Genomic DNA, 21,878 nt, shown 5'->3' with positions numbered 1-21,878 from the left:
CGATTTTAGCCATTACTCTTTTTATGTAGGACTAGAATCCTTTGATTAAAATTAAACACATTCTACAGTGACGATAATGATCTATTAGGTTTTTACTAGGAATGAAAAGTAAATGTTCCATCCAAAAAAATGCAAACAGCTTGTACATGTAAATTGTGAATTGTCAGGGGAAAATAAAGGGCCAGTTTCTAAAACGGTCGTCATAACTTAATGAAGAATAGTAACATATTATTATTACTATTTGCTTTCATCTATCAGAATGAATCCTCCTCAGAGTATTTTTCCAAACATGGGAATTAATACAACATTAGAGTGCTTCCTAATTTTATTCTACAGACCATTAAAAATTCCTCTATACAAATGAGCATTCATCTCTTTGTTGATTTAATATTCTGATTATTAGAATGCTATATTATTCAAAACGTATTTTAATTAACGGGTGTGAGTTTGTAACAAGAGATCGTCCTGACATGATGTGTGATTGATTGTGGTTAACCATGGGATAGTTTTATAATGAATAGATGGTAAATAAGAGGAGTTGAAAAGATGTATACACGTAATAAAGGTATTTATGTAGTGTTATCATTACTAGCAATTATGTTTGTATTGACGGGCTGTGGTACAGCAAAGGACAGTAAGAAAACAGAAACGGTGGATTACGCATCAAAGGTGAAAGAAAATCCGATTGTCACTATTACGATGAGCAATGATGAAAAAATTGTTATTGAATTAGAGCCTACAGTAGCACCAAATACTGTAGCTAACTTTATTTCATTAGTGGAAGAAGGATTTTATGATGGTCTTATATTCCATCGCGTTATTCCTGATTTTATGATTCAAGGTGGAGACCCTTCAGGTAATGGTACAGGTGGACCTGACTATTCAATTGATGGCGAGTTTTCCTCAAACGGTTGGGACAATAGCCTGAAACACGAACGTGGTGTTATTTCAATGGCTCGCTCGCAAGATCCAAACTCTGCAGGATCACAATTTTTTATTATGGTAAAAGAGACAACAGATCTAGATGGTAAATATGCTGCTTTTGGGAAAGTAATTGAAGGAATGGAAACTGTGGATGCCATTGTTGCTGCTGAGCGAGATGCTACAGATAAACCATTAGAAGATCAGCAAATGAAAAAAGTAGAAGTAGATACGAAGGGCTTTAATTACCCAGCACCTAAAGTAAATAAGTAATTCCTTTCATAAAAGTTAACAAGGCTAAATCAATTAGGATTAAAGAGTATGTCGATTAACTCGCACATACTCTTTTTTATTTTTCAACTACCTTTGGCATTGAAATAATCCATAAAAAATCGCTTTCTATAAGTATTTGAATATCCTGACCAAGGTTAATGAGTTGCTCGGCTTTACGTTGTTTAGTACTGATGCCACGACGTTTGTCTCCAAGGATAATAAAATCGGTTTGCTGTGTAACGGTGCCTTGTAAAAATCCACCACAAGCCTTTACGTGTTTAGCTGCTTCTGAACGAGTCATCTTGGAAAGAGCACCTGTAAACACAATTTGCTTATGATAAAAGGGGTGGGAAGGGCTTTCGATTGGATCTGAAAAGATGATATCTAGGCTGTCCTTATTAGTCATATTGCCCTCCTGACTTCTTAAATTTTTGGGTGGTAGCTGTGATAAATACATCCACAAAAGAGCTCATGGGAATTTTTGTTATACCTTCTATTAGTTTAGTAATCGTTGCTACAAATGATATCCATCATCTTCATTATCGAGTTTTTTGAAATTGACCCTGTTTTAGGATCTCCTTATATTCACCCGGAAATGGATATCATTCATGGCATATTTACTTTTTCCAGCATGTTGGTTAGTACTTTTATTAGTACTGACCCATTGGAAGGAAACAGCTAGGTCCTATCGACCACCATTAATTGCGTTAATGTGTGGGCAGTTGATTCCCATTATAACAGCATTTGTTTATTTTCTGGACTTCCCCCTTTTGGTCTATTTATTCCTCATGCTTATTTAGAGGAATGCCGGTTGCTAAGGATGCTATATTTCATAGTATCAATGATGGCGTTATCGTATTAGATGAAAGCTATAGATTAATACAATTTGATCCAGCCTGTAATAAGATAATCCCACCATTAACAAGATTTATGTTCGGTATGCGCTTTGCGAAGGTAAAAACTTGAGGTAACAGGGCAGCGATTCCCGTTACATGGGAGAGCGTGGTGAAGAGGTAGGAGTTTGTGCTGGTTCTTACTAAAAAATGTTAGAAAAACAGGTTCGCTGTGTGTTTTTTCAACAATGTAATCAAGCGTATGGTGAGGCGAAAGGGACGTCATCCCCATTTACAGTGGTGCTAGTGGATATGAATCATCAAAGTATGGAGCTACAACCGCTTAAGACTACGATTAGCTTTGGGGTTGCTGAAGGTACAAATGGGGAAGAGACATTATATCAACTCTTAAACAAAGCAAATAAAGCACAGTACTCAGCAAAACAAGCAGAACGTAATCGAGTACATGTGTATAGAGATAATGAAAAAGCTAAAATATACAATCATGATACGATGATGTATATTTTAGCTTTTTATTTACCAATCTGTGTGGAACACACCTGCTAAATCAGTTCGCTCATATGTATGAGCACCAAAATAATCGCGCTGTGCCTGTAACAGGTTAGCATTAGATGAACGAGTCCGATAACTATCATAATATGTGAGCGAGGCACTTAAGCATGGGAATGCATTACCTGCCTGTATACCCTCACATACAATTTTTCTCAATCCACTTTGATAGTCCTTTGTTTTTTCTGCAAAGTAAGGAGCTATTAATAGGTTGGCGAGTGTAGGTTGTTTGTGATAAGCATCGCTTATCACATTTAAAAACTCTGCACGTATAATGCACCCACTACGGAAAATGAGCGCAATATCCTTTAATGGTAAGTTCCAATTATAGAGCTCGGAGGTCATTTTATATTGTGTAAACCCTTGTGCATAGGCACAGATTTTCCCCATATAGAGGGCTTGTCTGACATATTCTACCCACACATCTTTATCTAGATTTGGCTGTGTACTGCTTGGACCTGCTAATACTGCTTCTGCATGAACTCGTTCTTCTTTTAATGATGAAATATAGCGAGCGAATAAAGCCTCTGTAATTATCGATGTTGGAATACCATTATCGATGGATTGCATACTCGTCCATTTGCCAGTTCCTTTTTGACCAGCTTTATCAAGAATCATATCGATTAGAGGTAAGCCTGTGACATCATCTTTTTTTCGTAAAATTTCAGCTGTAATTTCAATTAAATAGCTTTTTAATTCCCCTTGATTCCATGTTTCAAAGATTTCAGCAATTTCCTCAACAGATAATCCTACATTTTTTCTTAAAAAAGTATAGGCCTCTGCAATAAGCTGCATATCAGCGTACTCGATTCCATTGTGGACCATTTTGACAAAATGACCTGCACCTTTAGGCCCCATATACGTACAGCATGAATTGCCTTTAAATTGCGCTGCAATCTTCGTAAGAATAGGAGCCACCTTTTCGTAGACCTCTCGATTGCCACCAGGCATGATAGAAGGACCTGTCAATGCTCCAACCTCACCACCTGAAATGCCAATGCCTAAATAGCCAATACCTCGAGCCATCAGTTCATCATGTCTACGCTCTGTATCTTGATAGTGAGAGTTACCACCGTCCATAATGATATCGCCTGTTTCAAGGAAAGGCACTAAGGAAGCAATGACTGAATCAATGGCTTTACCAGCAGTCACCATTAAAAAGATCTTTCTTGGTTTTTCTAAAGAAAGCACAAAATCTTCTATTTCATAGTAAGGAGTAAGCGCTTGTCCTTCGACCTTTTGTAAAAGTTTGTCTGTTAGATCACGTGTATAGTTATAAACTGCTACTTGCTCGCCCTTATTAGCCATGTTTAAGGCGATATTACTGCCCATAACACCTAAACCAATAACGCCTATTGTATTTAACATTTATGCTCGCTCCTTCTTTTCCATTTTTTAAACAAATAAACTTAGTAATAAAATAAATCCTAGACCAGCTACAGATACAATTGTTTCTAGCAACGTCCATGTGGCAAACGTTTCTTTCATACTTAACCCGAAGTATTCCTTAAACATCCAAAATCCAGCATCATTAACATGGGAAGCAATTAAGCTTCCCGCACCTGTCGCAAGAACCACCAATGCAAGGTTCACATCATGTTGGCCTAACATAGGGATTACTAGCCCAGCTGTTGTTAAAGCGGCAACCGTAGCTGACCCCAATGAAATGCGTAAAATAGCAGCAATAATCCATGCTAATAGTATGGGTGATAAGGTAGTTCCATGGAATAGTTCAGCTACATAATCACCAACGCCACCATCGATTAATACTTGTTTGAAGGCACCACCACCGCCAATAATCAGCAGCATCATGCCAATATGCGAGATTGCTGTTGTACATGATTCCATTACTTGCTTAATTGGAATTTTTCTTGCTATACCCATCGTATAAACAGCTACTAATAAGGAAATTAACATGGCAGTACCAGCCTCTCCAATGAAGCGGATTCCTGCTAATAAGCTGTTATCTTCGAAGCCTATTGTTTTTTGTAGCAGCGTAATTATAGTAGCGATGGACATTAAAATAACGGGTAACAATGCAGTGAAGACACTTATACCAAAGCTAGGAGTATCCTCCAGCTCAAAAGTCTTTTGCTCTCCTAAAGAGGCAATATTCCCAGTTTTATTGAATGATTCAGGCACTAATTTTTTAGCTACCTTTGTAAATAATGGCCCAGCTAAAATAACAGTTGGAACGGCGATAATAAAACCATAAAGTAATACTTCCCCGATGTTTGCCCCATATTCACCTGCAATCACCGTAGGACCTGGATGTGGGGGCAAAAATCCATGTGTGACCGATAAAGCAGCTGTCATCGGAATACCTAGATACAAGATAGAAACCTTCAATTGTCTCGAAATCGCGAAAACAATAGGTATTAATAGGACTAGCCCTACCTCAAAGAAAAGAGCAACTCCGATAATAAAGGATGCCGCAACAACCGCCCACTGAATATTTTTTTCTCCAAATTTGTTCACAAGGGTCATAGCAATGCGCTGTGCGCCCCCTGAATCAGCTATTAACTTACCTAGCATTGCGCCAAGTCCAAATATTAGTGCCAAGTGACCTAGTGTACCGCCTAATCCGGTTTCAATCGTTTTCACAATACTATCTACAGGTATTCCAAGAACTAAGGCGACACCAAATGAAACAATGATTAAAGAGATAAACGTATTTAATTTAAAGACCATTATTAAAATTAACAGTGCAATAATACCAATTCCTACAATAACTAAAGGCATATATTTTCCTCCTTTTTAGTCAGGCTTTATTAAGCTCCTTTGGTATTGAGAAATAGACGCATAATCGTCTGCTAATACCCTTGATAAACGTATGAAAATAGGAAGTAGCTGTCTATATTCTTTTGCTGCCTCTTCTAAAGGTGTATGTTTATAAGTGTCACCAATCATATCAGCTACCATTTCAAAGGAATCAATTTTGCCAATTGCATATAAGCCTAAAATACATGCACCAAGGCAGGAACTTTCATAGCTTTCAGGTACTACTACCTCTGATTCAAAAATATCAGCCATCATTTGTCGCCAAATCTCTGATCGTGAAAAACCACCTGTTGCTTGAATGCGTGTAACGGGGCTTTCCATACATTCAAGTAATGCTAAGTACACGGTATATAAATTGTAGATAACCCCTTCAAGAGCAGCACGTATCATATGCTCCTTTTTATGTGACATGGTTAAACCAAAAAATGAACCACGTACATCTGGATTCCATAGAGGAGCGCGCTCACCTGATAAGTAGGGATGGAACAGTAGTCCATCAGCACCGGGTCTTACACGTTCAGCAATTTTCGTTAACACGTCGTACGGATCAATGCCTAATCTTTTAGCCGTTTCAATCTCAGAAGAGGCAAACTCATCACGAATCCAACGAAGAACCATGCCACCGTTGTTTACGGGGCCCCCAATAACCCAATGGTTTTCTGTTAAGGCATAACAAAAAATTCTTCCTTTGACATCCGTTTTGGGTTTACTAATAATCGTACGAATGGCACCACTTGTCCCAATTGTAACGGCAATTTCGCCTTCTCTAATGGCGTTAACTCCTAAATTTGAAAGTACACCATCACTTGCACCAATTACAAAAGGTGTTTGTGGCTCAATGCCAATGTGCTCAGCTAAAATTGGATTACAGTTAGTGAAATATTTAGTTGTTGGTACGAGCGTTGATAATTGTGCACTTGTAATTCCAGCTACTGATAAAGCTTCTTCATCCCAATCTAAAGTGTGAAGATTCATCATTCCCATAGAGGAGGCTAATGAATAATCTACGACATATTCGTTGAAGAACTTTTTAAAAATATATTCTTTAATGCCAATATATTTTTTTGTTTTACTAGCTAGTTCAGGGTGTTCCTTTACAAGCCATGTAATTTTACTTAGTGGGGACATTGGATGGATAGGGGTCCCCGTTCTTTTATAAATTTCATGTCCATTCCATTCATTCTTAATTTTATGTGCCCACGCCTCACTACGATTATCCGCCCAAGTAATGACAGGAGTTAACGGTTGGTCATTTTCGTCTATAGCGATTACACTATGCATGGCACTACTAAAGGATACAAATAATAATGGCTTGCCCGAATGGACCTTCATAATATTTGACATTGCTTGTAGTACAGCCTGATAAATCTCTTCTGGATTTTGCTCCGCTGTAGAAATATCAGGTGTATATAGTGGATACCCGATATTTTCTTGTTGAATTACTTCACCTTGCTCGCTGAATAATACAGCTTTTGTGCTAGTAGTCCCTATATCCACACCTAACATATAGTTAGTCATCGTGTGACTCAACCCCTTTTGATAGCATTTGCTGTGACCTCCATAGGTCTTCCACAGTCCCTTGAACATCGTCAAAATTGTCATGTAAAGACTTAATCATGAGCTTTCGATCTTTAGCTCGGATAGCATCTATATATAGCTCATGATTTTTCACAATACGAGTGAAATCATCGTATTTTTCAATAAAGCGCATGCGCATGGATAATAGTATTAACCCTTCCATTACTGGTTTCAAATTATTCCAGATCATCGCGATATAGGAATGTCCAATGGAGCGAATAATAGCTTCATGGAACATAACATCTTGATAAGAAAATTCATCTGCATCATTATATTTGATAGCAACCTTCATCATTTCTAATGTTTTGCTAAGTTCCAGTGTTAGGTTAGTTGTATCCATCTTGATAAGACGTTCAAACACAAATGTCTCAATCAGCAAACGAACATCATATATTTCTTCTATTTCCTTCTCCGACAAACCAATGACAACAGCGCCCATTTTCTCAAGTCTGATGATGTTTTCAGATGCCAATGTCCTTAAGGCTTCACGAATGGGTGAACGACTTACTTCAAAATCGGCTGCTAATTTGTTTTCTGAAAGAATGGTACCGCTTTCAATTAATCCTGAAATAATACGCATTCTAAGCTCATAAGCTACACGATCGCCAGTTGATGCCTTAGAAAGCCATTTTTGAGGATATAAATAATCCTTAGATTCGCTCATACTATCACCTTTTTTATCATAAGTATACTTGTATACAAGTATTATAATCAGAAAGAAAATAAGATTGCAAGCAACATAAAAGGAATAACAATGAGACATCGAGGAAAGAGCTTCTACAATAATACTTTGTATTTATGGCACATGCTTTCTTTTAACATGGACAAACTTTACAGTGAGAAGTTCTTAAAACACATATATGTTTTAAAGCTTTTCAAATAATTAGTGGAGGATGGTTATGTCAAATATGAATACAAATCGTAAAAATGCAAAAGTAAAAGAAACGAGAAGTGCAAGCATAACAAACCAACCTCGACAAATGCTCCAGGAAGAGTTTGGTTCGGAATTTGAACTTGATACATCTTCAGCTCAGGTTAATAATTTTGCTGAAACTAAAGGGAAAACAGGTATCAAACAACCAGTCAGTGAGCGTACTGCATGGCACTAGTTTATATTTGACAACTATTCAACACAATGAGAAGAACTAGGGTAGGTTCCTTAGTTCTTCACTTATAGCCTGGGAAATATTGTGTTTTTTAATATACTTTCCATACATATTTTCTAAACATTTCATAATACTACAGTTGAGCAATGAAAACTTTTTTAGGAAGGGAAGAGAATAGATTGGCAAAACACTCAGACACAAGTTGGAAACAGGATCATCCAAGTACATTATTTAGTAACTCGGTGCAAAAGGCAGATCGTATGTTAAAGCATGCAAAATCACATCCTGAGGAAATGGCTATCGAGCATGCATTTGACCAAATCAAACATGCAGAAAATGCGCGTCTTAATGCAGAGCAATATGGTGAACATTTGGATACAGTGCAGCAAAATAAAGATTATCTAGAGCAGATCAAGCAGCAGCTACATGAAATGAAAGAAAATATGTCGGGTCAGTAACAACCAAAAACGGCTTAAGTCCAAGTGAATGGACTTAGGCCGTCAAACTTTTTCTTAACACCAAACGACAATCTCGTATGGAGTAGTTTGGGCAGGTATACTTCTAGTAGTAGGACCATAAATAACAATTAGGTTTCGATTAGCAGGACTTTTTGTAAACGGTTGCCCATTTTTAAGTGATATAACGCTTGAAGGAGTAAGGTTTAATTGTAATTGCCCATCGCTGCTCACCAATTGTTGATTAAAAAAATCTACCTTTACATGTTGAAGGTTACTTTCTTTTACTACAATTAATGCACGATATTGCGGTGGATAAATCATAGGTACAGGTGCATCCCCATCATAATATCCAGTGATCCATTCACCTGTTGTAACAACTTCTTGATTCACAAAATAAGTAGAAGGAGAAATGACAAAGTTGACGACTCCGCCTACACCATCTTCGACACTCATCATTTTATAACAACCATCTCTGTCCCCATTTTGCCCCACTGGAAAATCACTAATTTGTGTGATGATACCACGAAACGATTTAAAATTTACCATAGCCATTCCCTTCTAAAATCATTCTTGTTCCTTTATTTAATTTATGTAGCATTGTAGGTTGAGGTGACAGACTCATAAATAGGTATTACTATTTTGCATGATCCTCATCTATACTTAACATGTTTACTATAAAGTTAGAGGAGTGGAATCTATTGAAGTGGATTTCTAAAAATAAGAAGGCCTTTTTATTAGTAGTAGTGGTTGTCATTATCATTGCGGGTATATTCGATATCAAATATGAGGGATTATTCTATCAACTATTGCCACCATCTATGCAAAGTTTTTTATCTGATTTATTTTAATAGCTAAAGACCATATCAAAATCCTTCCAGAAGTTCACTCTCGAAGGATTTTTCGTTTTCCTTCTTTATTCTACCCACTATTTGAAGGAGGTCTAAGCAATTATTAAAAATCCTAGGTATCTGTTTTTGTTAATGGAATACGACAAACAAATGCATAATAAAGATGGGAAGTGGATGTTCTTGAAAAATTGGAGAAAAGCACTAGAACTTTTTTTAAACGATTGGCAGAGCAGAGATGAAGTTGTAGGTGCGTTAGTTTGTGGGAGTTATGTTACAGGAAATCCTTCCGAACGGTCTGATATAGATGTGCATATTATTTTATCGAATGATGTGACATGGCGAGAAAGGGGTAATCAAATAATTGATGGCTTTCTGATCGAATACTTTGCTAATCCACCAGGTCAAATTCGGCGCTATTTCCAAGATGATTTTAAAAAACATAGGACAATGTCGATGGTACAATTTCAAACAGGGCAAATTTTATTTGATTATACTGGAATAATAAATGAATTGAAATTAGAGGCAGATGCATGGCTAGAGAAAAATTATGAAGCAATTGATAAAACAGTTCAAGAAATACAAAAATATGGATTATGGGATGCTTTGGATAATGTAAAAGATTGTTACGAGCAAGAGAAAGGAGACTTTATCTTTGTTTATCATAATGCATTAGCTTTTTTGTTTATGGAGTATAGTCAGTTTTTACAAATCGATACAATTCCTATTCATCAAATTCATTCCTATCTTGTAGATCCTATCTATCTGCAAAAGTATATGAAGTCAGCCTTTCCTGATGAGCGCTTTAAACAAATGTTTCTGCATGCCCTGAAAGAGAACAATGCTGAACAGATGTTGAAATCATTGGAGGCATTGGTTAGTTATGTGTTACAACAAATGGGTGGTTTTTGTATAGATGGCTGGCATGTAAAAAGCCCAATAGAAGGTTAATCTGCCTCATTCTGATATGAGACGCGTGTCAGTTTTTATGTTACTATATAAATATAATAATAAAATAGAATATATTTTTTATGAAAATGTCAACCATTTTTAGGCCCGTTATTCCATAAAACTTAAAATATCCTAGTTTTGTGTCTAATAAAAAGTGAGTTTTTTGCTTGAATTATGATGATAAAGGCTCGAAAAAAGCTGATAACTCTCATATAAATAGTTGATATTTTATTCTTGAACTAATTGTGATAAACTGCAATAAGGTAATAATTGATACAGAAATGGTGTGCTCCGAGGGTTGCTCCATGGCTTACAGTACTTCTAAAGCAGGAGTGCTTACATCCTTTCTGCAAATCTTAACATATAAGGAAGGTAAAAATGAGTAACAGACAAATAAAATCAGATGTTATCTTAATTGGTGCCGGAATCATGAGTGCAACTTTGGGAACAATCCTCAAAGAATTAGCACCAGATTGGAAAATTACAGTGTTTGAGAAGCTTGAGAAAGCAGGCGAAGAAAGTTCTCACGAATTGAACAATGCGGGAACTGGACATGCTGCACTATGTGAGCTGAACTACACTTCAGAGAAAAAAGACGGATCAATCGATATCAAAAAAGCGATTAATGTTAATGAACAGTTCCAGGTTTCAAGACAATTTTGGTCGTATCTTGTAAACAATAAGCTGATCAATAATCCACAAGACTTCATTATGCCTTTACCACATATGAGCTTAGTGCAAGGGAAAGAAAATGTTGAGTTTCTAAAAAAACGTCATGAGACAATGATTCAAAATCCTTTATTTGAAGGAATGGAATTTTCAAATGACCCTGAAACACTAAAAAAATGGATTCCACTTATTATGGAAAATCGTCCAGCTGGTGAAGACATTGCTGCAACAAAAATTGACACTGGTACAGATGTTAACTTTGGTGCTTTAACACGCATGTTAATTGACCACTTAAAAGCAAAAGACGTGGATGTTAACTACAATCATAGTGTTGAAAGTTTAAAACAAGCTAGTGATGGTTCATGGGAAGTACGAGTGCATGATTTAGACGGCTGTAAAATGGAATATCATTCAGCAAAATTTGTCTTCCTTGGAGCTGGTGGAGGTAGCCTAGAATTACTACAAAAATCAGGTATTCCTGAAGGGAAACATATTGGTGGATTCCCGATTAGTGGATTATTCTTAGCATGTAATAACCCAGAAGTGGCTGAACAGCACCATGCAAAAGTGTACGGAAAAGCAAAAGTGGGTGCCCCACCAATGTCAGTTCCGCATCTTGATACACGTTATATTGATAATAAGAAGTCGTTACTATTTGGACCTTTTGCAGGTTTCTCACCGAAATTCTTAAAAACAGGTTCAAATATGGATTTATTTGCCTCTGTAAAACCGCATAATATCACAACTTTATTAGCGGCAGGCGTTAAAGAAATGGGATTAACAAAATATCTAATCCAACAGCTTATGCTTTCAAAAGAGCAACGTATGGAAGAATTACGTGAATTCATTCCAAATGCGAAGAGTGATGATTGGGATATTATCGTAGCTGGTCAACGTGTACAAGTTATTAAAGATACAGAAGCAGGCGGTAAAGGAACGCTTCAATTTGGTACAGAGGTTGTAAGTGCAGCCGATGGATCAATTGCTGCTTTACTAGGAGCTTCACCAGGTGCTTCTACAGCTGTACATGTAATGCTAGAAGTTATTAATAAATGTTTCCCTCAACACATTAAAGAGTGGGAAGCAAAGATTAAAGAAATGATTCCTTCTTACGGTTTATCATTAGCAGAAAACCCAGAGCTTCTAAAAGAAATTAATGCAACAACAGATGAAGCACTTCGTTTGAAGTAAAGATCAATTATATAGATGTTTAAAGAGCTCTTAATCCTTAGCGATTAGGAGCTTTTTTGTGGTCATCTTTTCCTGGGAAATTTTTGATAAATAGTTTCCCTTTTTAATATAAATCTTTTTCCACGCTCATTGAATGGCATTAAACTGTAAGCATTATGCCCCGTTGTTTAATAGGGTGTTATTTTCTATACTTTTTTATAAACGTAGGAAGGGAGCTAAGTGGGATGATTAAATTAAAAGATATCGGAACATTTCCGGCAATGCCGGAAATTGCGATGCATATCTATTCTAGTAATATAGCTGCATTACAGGCTGCAAAAGTCAATGGCTGGGATATTGAAGAAGAGATTATTTTAAGTAAACACATATCGTTAAGTCCTTTAGATCTAGCACTGATTGCTGAAAAGTTGGATGTTGTAAAGCTATTAATCGACTATCATGTTAATTTGAATGTTGATCAAAATCCTTCTTTCTTAAGAGCTGTTCGATATTGTAAAGAAAATATAATTCGCTATATTGTTGCACATGGGGCAAAATTAGATGGACATAATCGTGTGGGTTCTGGTGCCTACTCGCAAGCCTACTATGGCAATAAGAAAAATATCCCACTTATTCATGAACTCGGGCTTGATATAAAGCAGCATGGTGGGGCAGTATTACGTCAGGCAGTATCAAATTATGACAAAAATATGGTTACCTATTTACTTGATCAGGGAGTCGATATTAATGATCAAAAGCCCGATATGGTTTATCCGTATGAGCCGACACCATTAACGGTTGCAACACGTATGGGTCATCTAGCAATGGTGAAGTATTTGGTCGAGCGGGGGGCAGATATATCATTGAAGGAGAAAGATGGAGAAAGAGCGTACACCATTGCAGTAAGTGTAAAAAATTTAGAATTAGTTCAATATTTGAAAGAGCTAGAGCCTGCTGAGCTTCATCAGGTAGAAAATAAAAAAGATGCATTAAAAAAATATAAATTACCGAAGGAGCTACTTCATTTTCTGACAGGCAATCAATTACATCTTAAGCTTGCAGTCAATAATTATGATATTCAGTACATCGATTTTTTCAAACTAACGGATACAATTGAGATGAAGATTGGCCGTCAAAAAATGCTACGTCTTTCAGCCACTATCGATCAGTACTCTGATTTGCAATTGGTTTGGAACCCAAAGGGAAAGGTAGGGTGTTACGATTTGGAGCATGAGGTATATGCAGATTTAAGTAGCTTTACAGAATTCCTTGCTAGGCCAGAAATGTACCTGATTCAATTTCTTGAAGGAGAACTCTCATAATATAGCAAAATTTACTTCATGCGTTCCCTCTTCCAGATAGGTAGTAAAGACATGCAAAATAAGCTAGTAGAAGAGCGTTGAAGTTCTGTTCCTTTAACGCTCTTTCGTATTAACTTTTAATCTTTGAGAAGCAAAAAGTTATAGGAAGTTTTACATATTTTGCACAAAAGAACAGCAGTATAGCTACTAGCAAGGATAGAGGAATGCTGATTATAACAGGTAATTCTACGCCATACCAGATGCTCATCTTAATTTGATGAAATCCAAATGTTCTTAAAAAGCCAGCTAGTATGGAAAGAATGCCACTTAACAATAGGCCAGCGTATAATACCGATAATACAACCAGTGCTAATGAACAAAAAAAAGCTTGTAGCCATTTTAGAAATATCACTCTTTTTCCCTCCGTATAATGTGTTGCACCTTTGCGTTAGAAGCAACAGAGTAGTCATCTGAATAGTATAGAGTTTCAATATGGCAATGTTCCCCTACAATAACAACTTCACCTTCCACAATTTTTGCCTTTGTATAAGCTAGTTTCAAGTGTTTGCCGCTAATAGTATGGCAACTTAATTTTTTCTTCAAAAATGAAAGTAGTGTTACCCTATCCTTTTCTACCAAAATATTTTTAGCCGTTAACAGGTCGATTTCACTCTCCCCTGACAATTTTAAGTGAAAATGCTCAGCCGTTATTTCTGCAGCCTTTACAATTCCAATAGCATCGAGCTTCTCGCACTGTAATTTCCCTTCAGCCGACAGCTTTCCAGAGCTACTAATCTTTTGAATATGACCACTACATAATTTTATGTTTCCGGCATTCATGAGCGCTTCCATTTCGCAATAATCCTTTAAAGTACAAGATCCTGTACTAGTAAATGATTGGACGATAACAGGAAAATAAAAGGAGCTATGGCCATGAGTAGACACTTTTTTTAGACGTACCTCTTGTTGAATTGCTACAGCACCTCGAATATTTAATTGCTCGTAATCAGCATCCAAATTTTTAATACGACCGTTTGTTAGTGTAAGGGTGCGGAGATTTTGAAACATAAAAGTCACCTCATTATAATTTAATTAATATATATTTTATTTATTAAAATATATATTAATTAAATTATATGCAACTTCCATTTGTCAAGAACCAACCAATAAAAAAAGGATTTCAAGTTTATTGAAATCCTAAAAGATTTTATTCATTAGCTTGTTTACTTCGCTTAAGATCGTGGCCATGTCCATGAGTTTATCTTGGGAAAATTTTAAAAAGATTTCTTGGACCTTTTCATCACCAGTACTTGTTAAAACCATTTTGACCACGCGACGATCATTATTTTCTCTAATTCGTTGAATGAGCGCTAGTTTTTCCAGTTTATCGCACATAGAGGTTACAGCTCCAGGTGTCACACTAAAGAAATCTGCAATTTCTGTCGCTTTCATACCGCTATTGATTTTAAGTTGTAGAAGTAGGATTAGCTGGTTTTGTGATAGCGCTTCTCCTTCAGATAAAAGGTCTACAAACATTTTCGATTTTTGCTGTATTTCTAGCATTTCTTTCATAATGATTTCAACATTATGTAGACTGTCAGCCATATAATCACGTCCGTTAAAATATTTAATAATTGAATTATATAGCAAGTGAATATATCTTTCCAAGAATACAATATCTCTAAAGAAACAAGCTTTTATTGTTTAAAAGTTGCGTGCATCCATTCAAAGAATCTTTTCTTTTCTTCGAATTGTGGATAGTGTGCAGATTGCTCGTAAGCTATAAATTCTTTTTTCTCTGCCCTGATTTGGTCGAAGTAATTTTTTGCTGCGTGTGAGGATGTTTGATAATCATAGTTGCCCATTAAAAAATAGAAGGGTAAATCAAGCTTTTGGACTTTTGTTGGAAGGGGGTGCTGCATGACCTCTTTTAATAAAGCCTCTTGAGACAAGGATAAGCCATAGTTATAGCGGATAATATCTAACAAATTATACTCTTTACTGAACAGCATTCCTAGCATATTTCCATCAGGATTATCTATTAATCTGGTAGCACCACCATATTTGTTTACGTAATTTCTAGGCGTAAACATTGTACCATTTTTAATGGCATCAGCTATCTGTTGTAAATATAAAACATCTTCTTTGTTGCCTTGCAGTTGAGCCTGATTGATTGTGAATTTTAAACTATCGTTCTCACTTTCGATTGTATTGCTCATTTGTCCTATCCCAATATAAGCTTCATATTTTTCAGGGGCGTTAGCGGCTGCTTGTGTAGCAATATATGTACCATAGGAATGGCCAATTAAGATGACTTTTTCTTTGTCTAGTCGTTTAGCTATATAATCAGTCAGTCCTAATAAATCCTCCACAAGCAAATCAGAAGAAAGATTAGAATAGTCCTCGAAAAAATGATAGGATTTCCCACTAGCACGCTGATCATAATGGACCACCGTAAACTCCGTTTCTAGTAAATCCTGATATTTTTTTGCGTAGGGTATTTCAGAGCAGCCAGGTCCGCCATGAACAAAAATAATAACAGGGTTAGCTTTATCCTGACCTCGGATCATTATTTCATGACCAGTGCCATTAATTTCAACTTGCTCTAAAGCGCTAATGCTGGTTGAGCCTTTTATGGAGGAGGTCCATGTTGGGAAGAGCAGCATCAATAGTAGTAAAAGTACAATAACTATCACCATATATTTAATAAAATTAATAGATGTTTTCATCGATTTTCTTCTTTACATGCGTTTCGCGAATGTCGCTTGATACATTCTTCTTTTATATACATAAAAATACATACTCAGAGGCCACCAAAGCGTAACAAAAATAGGGTAGATTGCCCATATAACTCCTGGTGAAGAAACAATATTGACGATGATAAAAAAGATACTTATTAATAATGTAGCAGTGACGGAGAAAGCCACAAATGTTTTTCGTTGAGCATGGTATAAGGCTAAGGGCCACCATATAACTAAAAATGCAGGATAAATTGCCCAAGGGTATTGTGGTGATAAAATGATGTTTACTAAAGCATAATAAATAATAGTAGAAGCACAGCCTATTAGTGCGATTTTTAGCGTTTTTGCTTTTTCATCTAAGTACATCAGAATGGGCCACCAGACAATAGGGTAAATGGCGTAAATGAACCATGGATGATCTGGTGTGTAAATATAGTTTTCTATAATAAGAAACACGATAATCATCGTACTACAAATAATTGAATATTGTTTATACATTTTTTTATACATACAGATGATCGTAATTGGCCAAAGTAACAGCAGTAAGCAAGGATAGATAAACCACATTGTTTGGGGCGATGTCGTGAAATTGACGATACCTAAAAAAATCATTGTCATGATGCTCCCAGCTAATGAAAAGTTAATAAAATTCTTCATATTTATTCACCCCATCTCTTACGTGACCATACAAAGTACATGGACAATGGCCACCAAAGGATAGCGAATATTGGATAGATTGCCCAAATTGTTTGTGGTGTGTAATAAAGATTAATAAAAATAAAAAATGCAATAATTAAGCCACTACCCCAAAGAGAGAACTCTAAATTTAATTTAGCCATGTTTTTCTTAGCAGGTACCTTAACGCCTAGTTCCTTTTTTAAATCTTCTATGTCTCCAAACTCTACAATTGCTTTATTGATGGCATCCTCTTGTTCTTTTCCCTGATCCATCAAATAAAAGACTTTCTCTTCAAGATTTTCAATAATTTCTTGTTTAACCATTTCCGTTTCGTTGTTGCGAGGAATATCCTTAAACAGCTCATCAATATGGTTTTTTATTCTCTTCATTCGACGCCCTCCATAAATAAATCAATAATTTCTTTTACTTCCGACCATTCTTTCGCTAACTCATTTAAATAGGCCTTACCCAATGAGGTAATACGGTAATACTTTCTTTTGCCACCATGTGAAACATCTCCATAATAGGCTTCAATAATTTCTTTTTTCTCAAGACGTTGAAAAACAGCATACAAAGTTGCTTCTTTAATCTGAAATCGATTATTTGTACGGAGACTTATTTCCTGAGAAATTTCATAGCCATAGCGGTCTTTTTCTGAAATGAGCCGTAAAATAATCGAATCCAAGTGTCCTCGGATAATATCACTGCGAACCATAAGTCACCTACTTCATTTTATTGCTCTATCTGTCAGAGTAATATTAGCAAACATTACTCTGCCTGTCAAAGTAATTTATTTTCTTTTTTTTAGAGCACGATAAAAGAACTCCATTCACTAGAAAGTGCCCAAAAGGACAATTTCATAGCAAATGGAGTTAACAATCATACCTCTCTACATATATAACCCTGCAAGAAAAATTCCCCTAGCTTCCTCATAAATATCATCAAATTGACTTATCGGGAGAGGGTTTGTGCCACTTCCTAATTCAACGGTAAAGCCTGGCCTACGCCAATCTTGGATAAACCAATCTTTATAGCCAGCATAGCTCCCAGCAGATTGAATCGGTTCATAGCCACTCACTCGACTAAACTCATTAACAAGCACCTCTGATTCAGGTGGTTCAAGATTTTCAAAGCCCCAATAAATAACGCGACCTTGTGTATGAAAGGCTAGTACTCTTGCAAAATCACGCTGCTTGGTCAAATCAGCCATAGCTATGGCTTCAGGCTCAGACAAAGGCCTTTCCCCGCCATAATCTCTAGGACCAGGAGTTTTCGGGTTACGGGCGCTTTCTAATTCCCATTTGGCAGGAAACTGATCATTTAAATCAACACCATGGATGTTTGCCTTCCAGCCAGAAAAATCAGAGCTACCATTATTCCATGAAATGAGCTGATTTTTTAATGATTCATCATTTGGGGGACCTTGTATGACTAAATTGACCCCATCGGGATTTACCATTGGTACTACGGATAGGGTCGTTTGCTGATAAAGAGGAAATAAAGAAAGTCCACTCATATTATTTTGGTTAGTGAGAGCGAGCAAATAGTCATTTAAAAATGTTAGAATAATAGGAGTAGTAATCCATTCATTTGCATGGAAGGAGCCGTTATAATGAACACGTTTAGTTCCATTGCCAATTAATAGCTCTGGTATTTCCTTACTTAAAACGGAGCTACCAATGGTAGTACTGCGAAGAAATGGATAGGCGTCAACTAGCCTTTGAATATCATTCATCATGATGTTGTACGTATAATTTTGTTTACCGTCAATTAAGCGCCATGTTAAGCGTTGTGGTATATGAATCATCTGGCCAATCTGTAATTGATTTGGATGAAGACCCGGGTTTACAAGTAATATGGCAATAAGTGGTAGATTATACCGCTGTGCAATTTGCCAAAGGGAATCCCCTTGTTTCACCTGATAGTTAATGGTCACAAATCCAGGAATACGAATGCGTTGCCCAACTCTTAAAAATTGAGGATTTATATTGGTATTGGAATCTAAAATGAGTGGAAGAGGTATTTTAAATACTTCACTGAAATGCCAAAGTGAATCTCCTGGCCTTACGAATATGTCCACATGCATTCTCTCCTTAGTTAGAAATAGTTCAATATAAAATGTATATGTGAGAAATTAATACTTATTAATGCTAAAGCCGTAAAATTTCTTTATACGAATGTTTAAGATGGTATTCTAGTCACATTTATAACAAAAATAGAGTTTAGGAAAGGTAAAGGTAGGAAAACCAAATGTTAAATAAATTAAAATTGGGTATACGCTCCAAGATTACATTGGGTTATATTATCATCATTCTTTGCTTACTTGCATCAGTGATCATCCTAAATAATCAAATTACTTCTTTGCAAAAGGAAAGAAATTTTATTATTAAGTACGACTCTAATGTGAAAACATTAACCAATGATATTGAAAAATATATATTGGATATGGAATCAAGTCAGCGAGCTTTTATTATTACGGGTGAACCTAGTTATCTGGAACCCTATGATAATGGAGCGGAAAACTGGAAAATAGATTTTAATGATCTTTATCAGCAAATGAAAGATAAACCAACCCAGCAGGAAAAATTGAAAGAGATAGAGGAAACGATCGATCATTGGGTTGAAACAACGGGTGGGCCAACTATTCAATATAAAAAGGACGGTAATACAAAAGCGTTAACGGAATTTTTCAAAGTTGATAATGGACGCCAAGACATGGAAAAAATGCGCAAATTATTCGATGCATTCCGTGCAACTGAAAATACTTATACACAAGCAAAGGCCGCTCAGTTAGACAAACAAAATAGTCAATTAACAAGTGGTCTATTTGGGATTTTAATTTTGGTTTCTGTAATTGCTATTGTTATAGCAAGTGGCATTTCCCGTTCCATTGTCAAAACTATAACAGAAGTAACACAAACGATTCAGGAAATGGCTGCCACGAAGGGTGATTTCAAGAGAAGAATACATGTGAATACAAATGATGAAATTAATGAGCTTGCTGATGCAACCAATATATTATTGGAATCGGTAGAGAAGAGAGAGTGGTTACAAACCAATATTGCTGATATTGTAACAAAATATCAAGGTATTTCAGCTATTACGAAATTGGCTGAAACCTTCCTGTCAGAAATGGCACAGAAAACACAGGCGTCTCTTGGAGCATTCTATGTTCGGGAAGAGGCAGAGGAACAAGTACTATTTATAAAAAAGGCGGCTTTTGCTGACGGAGATGATCGTGTCGGTATGGAGAGCTTTAAAGTAGGACAAGGTTTAATCGGTCAATGTGCATTAGAAAAAAGAGTTTTATTCTATGATAATATTCCGCAAGACTATCGTTTAATTAGAACAGGGCTAGGTGAAATAAGACCCAAGCATATTTTATTGATTCCTGTTATTTTCGAAAATGAAGTTATAGCGGTTGTCGAGTTAGCTACAATGACTAAATTTAATGCATTGCAACAGGAGTTAGTGAAGCAGGTTACTGAAACCTTTGGCTTAACTGTAAATGGTGTATTGGGGCGTATGGAGATCGTTCGATTATTAAATGAGTCAAGAGCAATGACGGAGGAGTTACAAGTTCAATCAGAGGAACTTCAAACACAATCTGAAGAATTACAAATGCAGACAGAAGAGCTGACGATGATTAACGAGCAGCTTGAAGAGCGAACGAAAGAGGCAGAGTCCAAATCACGTGAGCTAGAAAAGGCTAAGCAAGAATTAGAAGAAAGTGCAGAACAGCTTATACTTAATTCTAATTACAAATCTGAGTTTTTAGCAAATATGTCACATGAGCTTAGAACGCCTTTAAATAGCATTTTAATTTTGTCAGAGATGTTAGCAGAGAATAGCCAAGACCACTTAACAGATGAGGAAACGGAATTTGCGAAGGTTATCCATTCCTCAGGTGAGGATTTACTTGCATTGATTAATGATATTTTAGATTTATCTAAAGTGGAGGCAGGGAAGCTAGATATCATCTTTAATGAAGTGAATATGAGTGAAGTACCTGTTCAAATTGAGCATACTTTTGCACCTGTCGCGATGAAGAAAAATATAGATTTCCATATTTCAAAGGCAGATCATGTTGTCGACGTATTCTATACAGATGAAAAGAGATTTCAGCAAATCATAAAGAACTTATTATCAAATGCCTTTAAGTTTACGGAGCATGGATCTGTAACTTTAGCGATTAATCAGCTTGCACAGAGCCAGCTTACAAGTAATATGCAAGATATTAGCGATGATTGGCTAGAAATTACTGTTTCAGATACCGGTATAGGAATTCCAAAAGACAAGCATCAATTGATCTTTGAGTCATTCCAGCAAGCAGACGGTGCTACCGTTCGAAAATATGGTGGAACAGGACTTGGTCTTTCAATTTGTAAGGAGTTTGCGAAACTACTTGGTGGTTGGATTACATTGCAAAGTGAAGAGGGACAAGGTAGTAGCTTTACGTTAACGATTCCAAGCTTACCAAATGGAGTCGAAGAGGATCATTGCGATAAGCTTGCTGCTTTGAATGAGGTAGCTGTGACAATTGAGGAAGATGTACCGAGAGAAGAGCCATCGCAGGATAATAGGGAAGTTTTAAAGCATGATGAGGTAGAGGTTTTTCAAGGGAAAAATATATTAATCGTAGACGATGATAACCGTAATATTTATGCCTTAAAAACAGCACTTGAAACAAGAGGCATGAACATTTTAGTGGCTAAAGATGGACTTGAATGTTTAGAGGTTTTGCAAGCTCATCATGAGATTGATTTAGTGCTTATGGATATTATGATGCCGAATATGGATGGTTATGAAGCAATGACTATTATTCGTCAACAAATGAAGCGGACTGAATTACCGATTATCGCCCTGACGGCGAAGGCTATGAAGAATGACCGGGATAAATCATTGCAAGCTGGTGCATCTGATTATATTAGTAAACCATTAAATTTAGATCAATTAATATCCGTTTTAAGAGTATGGTTAGTTTCTAAAGGGAGTATATAAAG

General features: G+C 36.3%; 22 protein-coding genes. 9 read left to right on the top strand and 13 right to left on the bottom strand.

Going from position 1 to position 21,878, the window contains the following annotated elements:
* Positions 1-546 precede the first annotated feature (546 nt).
* Positions 547-1,194 carry a peptidylprolyl isomerase gene (locus ACE1MS_RS22470; RefSeq protein ID WP_012296168.1) on the top strand — a complete coding sequence of 216 codons (648 nt, stop codon included), beginning with the start codon at positions 547-549 and terminating at the stop codon, positions 1,192-1,194.
* 76 nt (positions 1,195-1,270) lie between these two features.
* On the opposite strand, the gene ACE1MS_RS22465 is transcribed toward ACE1MS_RS22470, so the two are convergent.
* Positions 1,271-1,600, bottom strand: coding sequence for a BRCT domain-containing protein (locus tag ACE1MS_RS22465; RefSeq protein WP_375827867.1), 330 nt, complete (start codon positions 1,598-1,600; stop codon positions 1,271-1,273).
* A 661-nt stretch (positions 1,601-2,261) separates the two neighbouring features.
* Here ACE1MS_RS22465 and ACE1MS_RS22460 point away from each other — a divergent pair.
* Positions 2,262-2,594 (top strand): hypothetical protein, encoded by a 333-nt coding sequence (locus ACE1MS_RS22460; protein ID WP_230584506.1) that lies wholly within the window; start codon positions 2,262-2,264, stop codon positions 2,592-2,594.
* Here ACE1MS_RS22460 and gnd read toward each other — a convergent pair.
* From gnd to ACE1MS_RS22440, 4 genes are read right to left on the bottom strand one after another with little or no spacing between them, the layout of a single operon-like run.
* Positions 2,565-3,965: a decarboxylating NADP(+)-dependent phosphogluconate dehydrogenase gene (gene gnd / locus ACE1MS_RS22455; protein ID WP_012296164.1), complete on the bottom strand. Its 1,401-nt coding sequence runs from the start codon at positions 3,963-3,965 to the stop codon at positions 2,565-2,567. The two genes, ACE1MS_RS22460 and gnd, sit on opposite strands and share 30 nt — an antisense overlap.
* Positions 3,966-3,992: 27 nt before the next feature.
* A complete protein-coding gene (locus tag ACE1MS_RS22450; protein WP_036217787.1) occupies positions 3,993-5,339 on the bottom strand; it encodes a GntP family permease in 1,347 nt (448 codons plus the stop codon).
* 15 nt (positions 5,340-5,354) lie between these two features.
* Positions 5,355-6,896: a gluconokinase gene (gene gntK / locus ACE1MS_RS22445; RefSeq protein WP_447402626.1), complete on the bottom strand. Its 1,542-nt coding sequence runs from the start codon at positions 6,894-6,896 to the stop codon at positions 5,355-5,357.
* Positions 6,889-7,620: a GntR family transcriptional regulator gene (locus ACE1MS_RS22440; protein WP_012296161.1), complete on the bottom strand. Its 732-nt coding sequence runs from the start codon at positions 7,618-7,620 to the stop codon at positions 6,889-6,891. The genes gntK and ACE1MS_RS22440 overlap by 8 nt, the downstream gene beginning before the upstream one ends.
* A 235-nt stretch (positions 7,621-7,855) precedes the next feature.
* On the opposite strand from ACE1MS_RS22440, the gene ACE1MS_RS22435 reads away from it, so the two are divergent.
* Both ACE1MS_RS22435 and ACE1MS_RS22430 read left to right on the top strand, forming a co-directional pair.
* Positions 7,856-8,065, top strand: coding sequence for a hypothetical protein (locus ACE1MS_RS22435; protein WP_036162467.1), 210 nt, complete (start codon positions 7,856-7,858; stop codon positions 8,063-8,065).
* A 176-nt stretch (positions 8,066-8,241) separates the two neighbouring features.
* Positions 8,242-8,520 carry a hypothetical protein gene (locus ACE1MS_RS22430; protein ID WP_031416780.1) on the top strand — a complete coding sequence of 93 codons (279 nt, stop codon included), beginning with the start codon at positions 8,242-8,244 and terminating at the stop codon, positions 8,518-8,520.
* A 54-nt stretch (positions 8,521-8,574) separates the two neighbouring features.
* Here the strand turns inward: ACE1MS_RS22430 and ACE1MS_RS22425 are convergent, their stop codons facing one another.
* Entirely contained in the window at positions 8,575-9,066 is a 492-nt protein-coding gene (locus tag ACE1MS_RS22425; RefSeq protein WP_422762556.1) for a hypothetical protein, read from the bottom strand.
* Positions 9,067-9,218: 152 nt separating this feature from the next.
* Between ACE1MS_RS22425 and ACE1MS_RS22420 the strand changes: the two genes are divergently transcribed.
* From ACE1MS_RS22420 to ACE1MS_RS22405, 4 genes are all read left to right on the top strand, one after another.
* On the top strand, positions 9,219-9,368 hold the full coding sequence (locus tag ACE1MS_RS22420; protein ID WP_227256946.1) for a hypothetical protein: 150 nt from the start codon (positions 9,219-9,221) through the stop codon (positions 9,366-9,368).
* A 174-nt stretch (positions 9,369-9,542) separates the two neighbouring features.
* Positions 9,543-10,316, top strand: a complete 774-nt coding sequence (locus tag ACE1MS_RS22415; RefSeq protein ID WP_031416778.1) for a nucleotidyltransferase domain-containing protein — start codon at positions 9,543-9,545, stop codon at positions 10,314-10,316.
* Positions 10,317-10,694: 378 nt separating this feature from the next.
* Positions 10,695-12,176 (top strand): malate:quinone oxidoreductase, encoded by a 1,482-nt coding sequence (locus ACE1MS_RS22410; RefSeq protein WP_012296155.1) that lies wholly within the window; start codon positions 10,695-10,697, stop codon positions 12,174-12,176.
* A gap of 224 nt (positions 12,177-12,400) precedes the next feature.
* Positions 12,401-13,477 carry an ankyrin repeat domain-containing protein gene (locus ACE1MS_RS22405; RefSeq protein WP_036165131.1) on the top strand — a complete coding sequence of 359 codons (1,077 nt, stop codon included), beginning with the start codon at positions 12,401-12,403 and terminating at the stop codon, positions 13,475-13,477.
* 387 nt (positions 13,478-13,864) lie between these two features.
* Here ACE1MS_RS22405 and ACE1MS_RS22400 read toward each other — a convergent pair whose 3' ends face one another.
* The 7 genes from ACE1MS_RS22400 to ACE1MS_RS22370 all read right to left on the bottom strand — a co-directional run bounded on the left by ACE1MS_RS22400 (position 13,865) and on the right by ACE1MS_RS22370 (position 18,955).
* On the bottom strand, positions 13,865-14,524 hold the full coding sequence (locus ACE1MS_RS22400; RefSeq protein WP_197148775.1) for a hypothetical protein: 660 nt from the start codon (positions 14,522-14,524) through the stop codon (positions 13,865-13,867).
* A gap of 129 nt (positions 14,525-14,653) precedes the next feature.
* The gene (locus tag ACE1MS_RS22395; protein WP_012296152.1) at positions 14,654-15,061 is read right to left on the bottom strand and encodes a MarR family transcriptional regulator; all 408 of its coding nucleotides are present in this window, start codon (positions 15,059-15,061) and stop codon (positions 14,654-14,656) included.
* Positions 15,062-15,153: 92 nt separating this feature from the next.
* Positions 15,154-16,185 carry an alpha/beta hydrolase gene (locus ACE1MS_RS22390; protein ID WP_012296151.1) on the bottom strand — a complete coding sequence of 344 codons (1,032 nt, stop codon included), beginning with the start codon at positions 16,183-16,185 and terminating at the stop codon, positions 15,154-15,156.
* A gap of 12 nt (positions 16,186-16,197) precedes the next feature.
* The gene (locus tag ACE1MS_RS22385) at positions 16,198-16,854 is read right to left on the bottom strand and encodes a hypothetical protein (protein WP_099805449.1); all 657 of its coding nucleotides are present in this window, start codon (positions 16,852-16,854) and stop codon (positions 16,198-16,200) included.
* Positions 16,855-16,856: 2 nt separating this feature from the next.
* Positions 16,857-17,264 carry a permease prefix domain 1-containing protein gene (locus ACE1MS_RS22380; RefSeq protein WP_036165121.1) on the bottom strand — a complete coding sequence of 136 codons (408 nt, stop codon included), beginning with the start codon at positions 17,262-17,264 and terminating at the stop codon, positions 16,857-16,859.
* A complete protein-coding gene (locus ACE1MS_RS22375; protein ID WP_012296148.1) occupies positions 17,261-17,590 on the bottom strand; it encodes a PadR family transcriptional regulator in 330 nt (109 codons plus the stop codon). The genes ACE1MS_RS22380 and ACE1MS_RS22375 overlap by 4 nt, the downstream gene beginning before the upstream one ends.
* 174 nt (positions 17,591-17,764) lie before the next feature.
* Entirely contained in the window at positions 17,765-18,955 is a 1,191-nt protein-coding gene (locus ACE1MS_RS22370) for a M14 family metallopeptidase (RefSeq protein ID WP_031416771.1), read from the bottom strand.
* A 170-nt stretch (positions 18,956-19,125) separates the two neighbouring features.
* On the opposite strand from ACE1MS_RS22370, the gene ACE1MS_RS22365 reads away from it, so the two are divergent.
* A complete protein-coding gene (locus tag ACE1MS_RS22365; protein WP_012296146.1) occupies positions 19,126-21,876 on the top strand; it encodes an ATP-binding protein in 2,751 nt (916 codons plus the stop codon).
* Positions 21,877-21,878: the final 2 nt, after the last annotated feature.

The organism is Lysinibacillus sp. fkY74-1 (assembly GCF_053165895.1).
The sequence above is the reverse complement of the archived record's forward strand: the minus strand, read 5'-3'. Positions and strand labels throughout refer to the sequence as shown.

Excerpts from the sequence above, each read along its gene's own strand:
- ACE1MS_RS22470 (WP_012296168.1), top strand. The coding sequence starts at position 547 with ATGTATACACGTAATAAAGGTATTTATGTAGTGTTATCATTACTAGCA.
- ACE1MS_RS22465 (WP_375827867.1), bottom strand. The coding sequence starts at position 1,600 with ATGACTAATAAGGACAGCCTAGATATCATCTTTTCAGATCCAATCGAA.
- gnd (WP_012296164.1), bottom strand. The coding sequence starts at position 3,965 with ATGTTAAATACAATAGGCGTTATTGGTTTAGGTGTTATGGGCAGTAAT.
- ACE1MS_RS22450 (WP_036217787.1), bottom strand. The coding sequence starts at position 5,339 with ATGCCTTTAGTTATTGTAGGAATTGGTATTATTGCACTGTTAATTTTA.
- gntK (WP_447402626.1), bottom strand. The coding sequence starts at position 6,896 with ATGACTAACTATATGTTAGGTGTGGATATAGGGACTACTAGCACAAAA.
- ACE1MS_RS22440 (WP_012296161.1), bottom strand. The coding sequence starts at position 7,620 with ATGAGCGAATCTAAGGATTATTTATATCCTCAAAAATGGCTTTCTAAG.
- ACE1MS_RS22435 (WP_036162467.1), top strand. The coding sequence starts at position 7,856 with ATGTCAAATATGAATACAAATCGTAAAAATGCAAAAGTAAAAGAAACG.
- ACE1MS_RS22425 (WP_422762556.1), bottom strand. The coding sequence starts at position 9,066 with ATGGTAAATTTTAAATCGTTTCGTGGTATCATCACACAAATTAGTGAT.
- ACE1MS_RS22415 (WP_031416778.1), top strand. The coding sequence starts at position 9,543 with ATGTTCTTGAAAAATTGGAGAAAAGCACTAGAACTTTTTTTAAACGAT.
- ACE1MS_RS22410 (WP_012296155.1), top strand. The coding sequence starts at position 10,695 with ATGAGTAACAGACAAATAAAATCAGATGTTATCTTAATTGGTGCCGGA.
- ACE1MS_RS22405 (WP_036165131.1), top strand. The coding sequence starts at position 12,401 with ATGATTAAATTAAAAGATATCGGAACATTTCCGGCAATGCCGGAAATT.
- ACE1MS_RS22400 (WP_197148775.1), bottom strand. The coding sequence starts at position 14,524 with ATGTTTCAAAATCTCCGCACCCTTACACTAACAAACGGTCGTATTAAA.
- ACE1MS_RS22395 (WP_012296152.1), bottom strand. The coding sequence starts at position 15,061 with ATGGCTGACAGTCTACATAATGTTGAAATCATTATGAAAGAAATGCTA.
- ACE1MS_RS22390 (WP_012296151.1), bottom strand. The coding sequence starts at position 16,185 with ATGAAAACATCTATTAATTTTATTAAATATATGGTGATAGTTATTGTA.
- ACE1MS_RS22385 (WP_099805449.1), bottom strand. The coding sequence starts at position 16,854 with ATGAAGAATTTTATTAACTTTTCATTAGCTGGGAGCATCATGACAATG.
- ACE1MS_RS22380 (WP_036165121.1), bottom strand. The coding sequence starts at position 17,264 with ATGAAGAGAATAAAAAACCATATTGATGAGCTGTTTAAGGATATTCCT.
- ACE1MS_RS22375 (WP_012296148.1), bottom strand. The coding sequence starts at position 17,590 with ATGGTTCGCAGTGATATTATCCGAGGACACTTGGATTCGATTATTTTA.
- ACE1MS_RS22365 (WP_012296146.1), top strand. The coding sequence starts at position 19,126 with ATGTTAAATAAATTAAAATTGGGTATACGCTCCAAGATTACATTGGGT.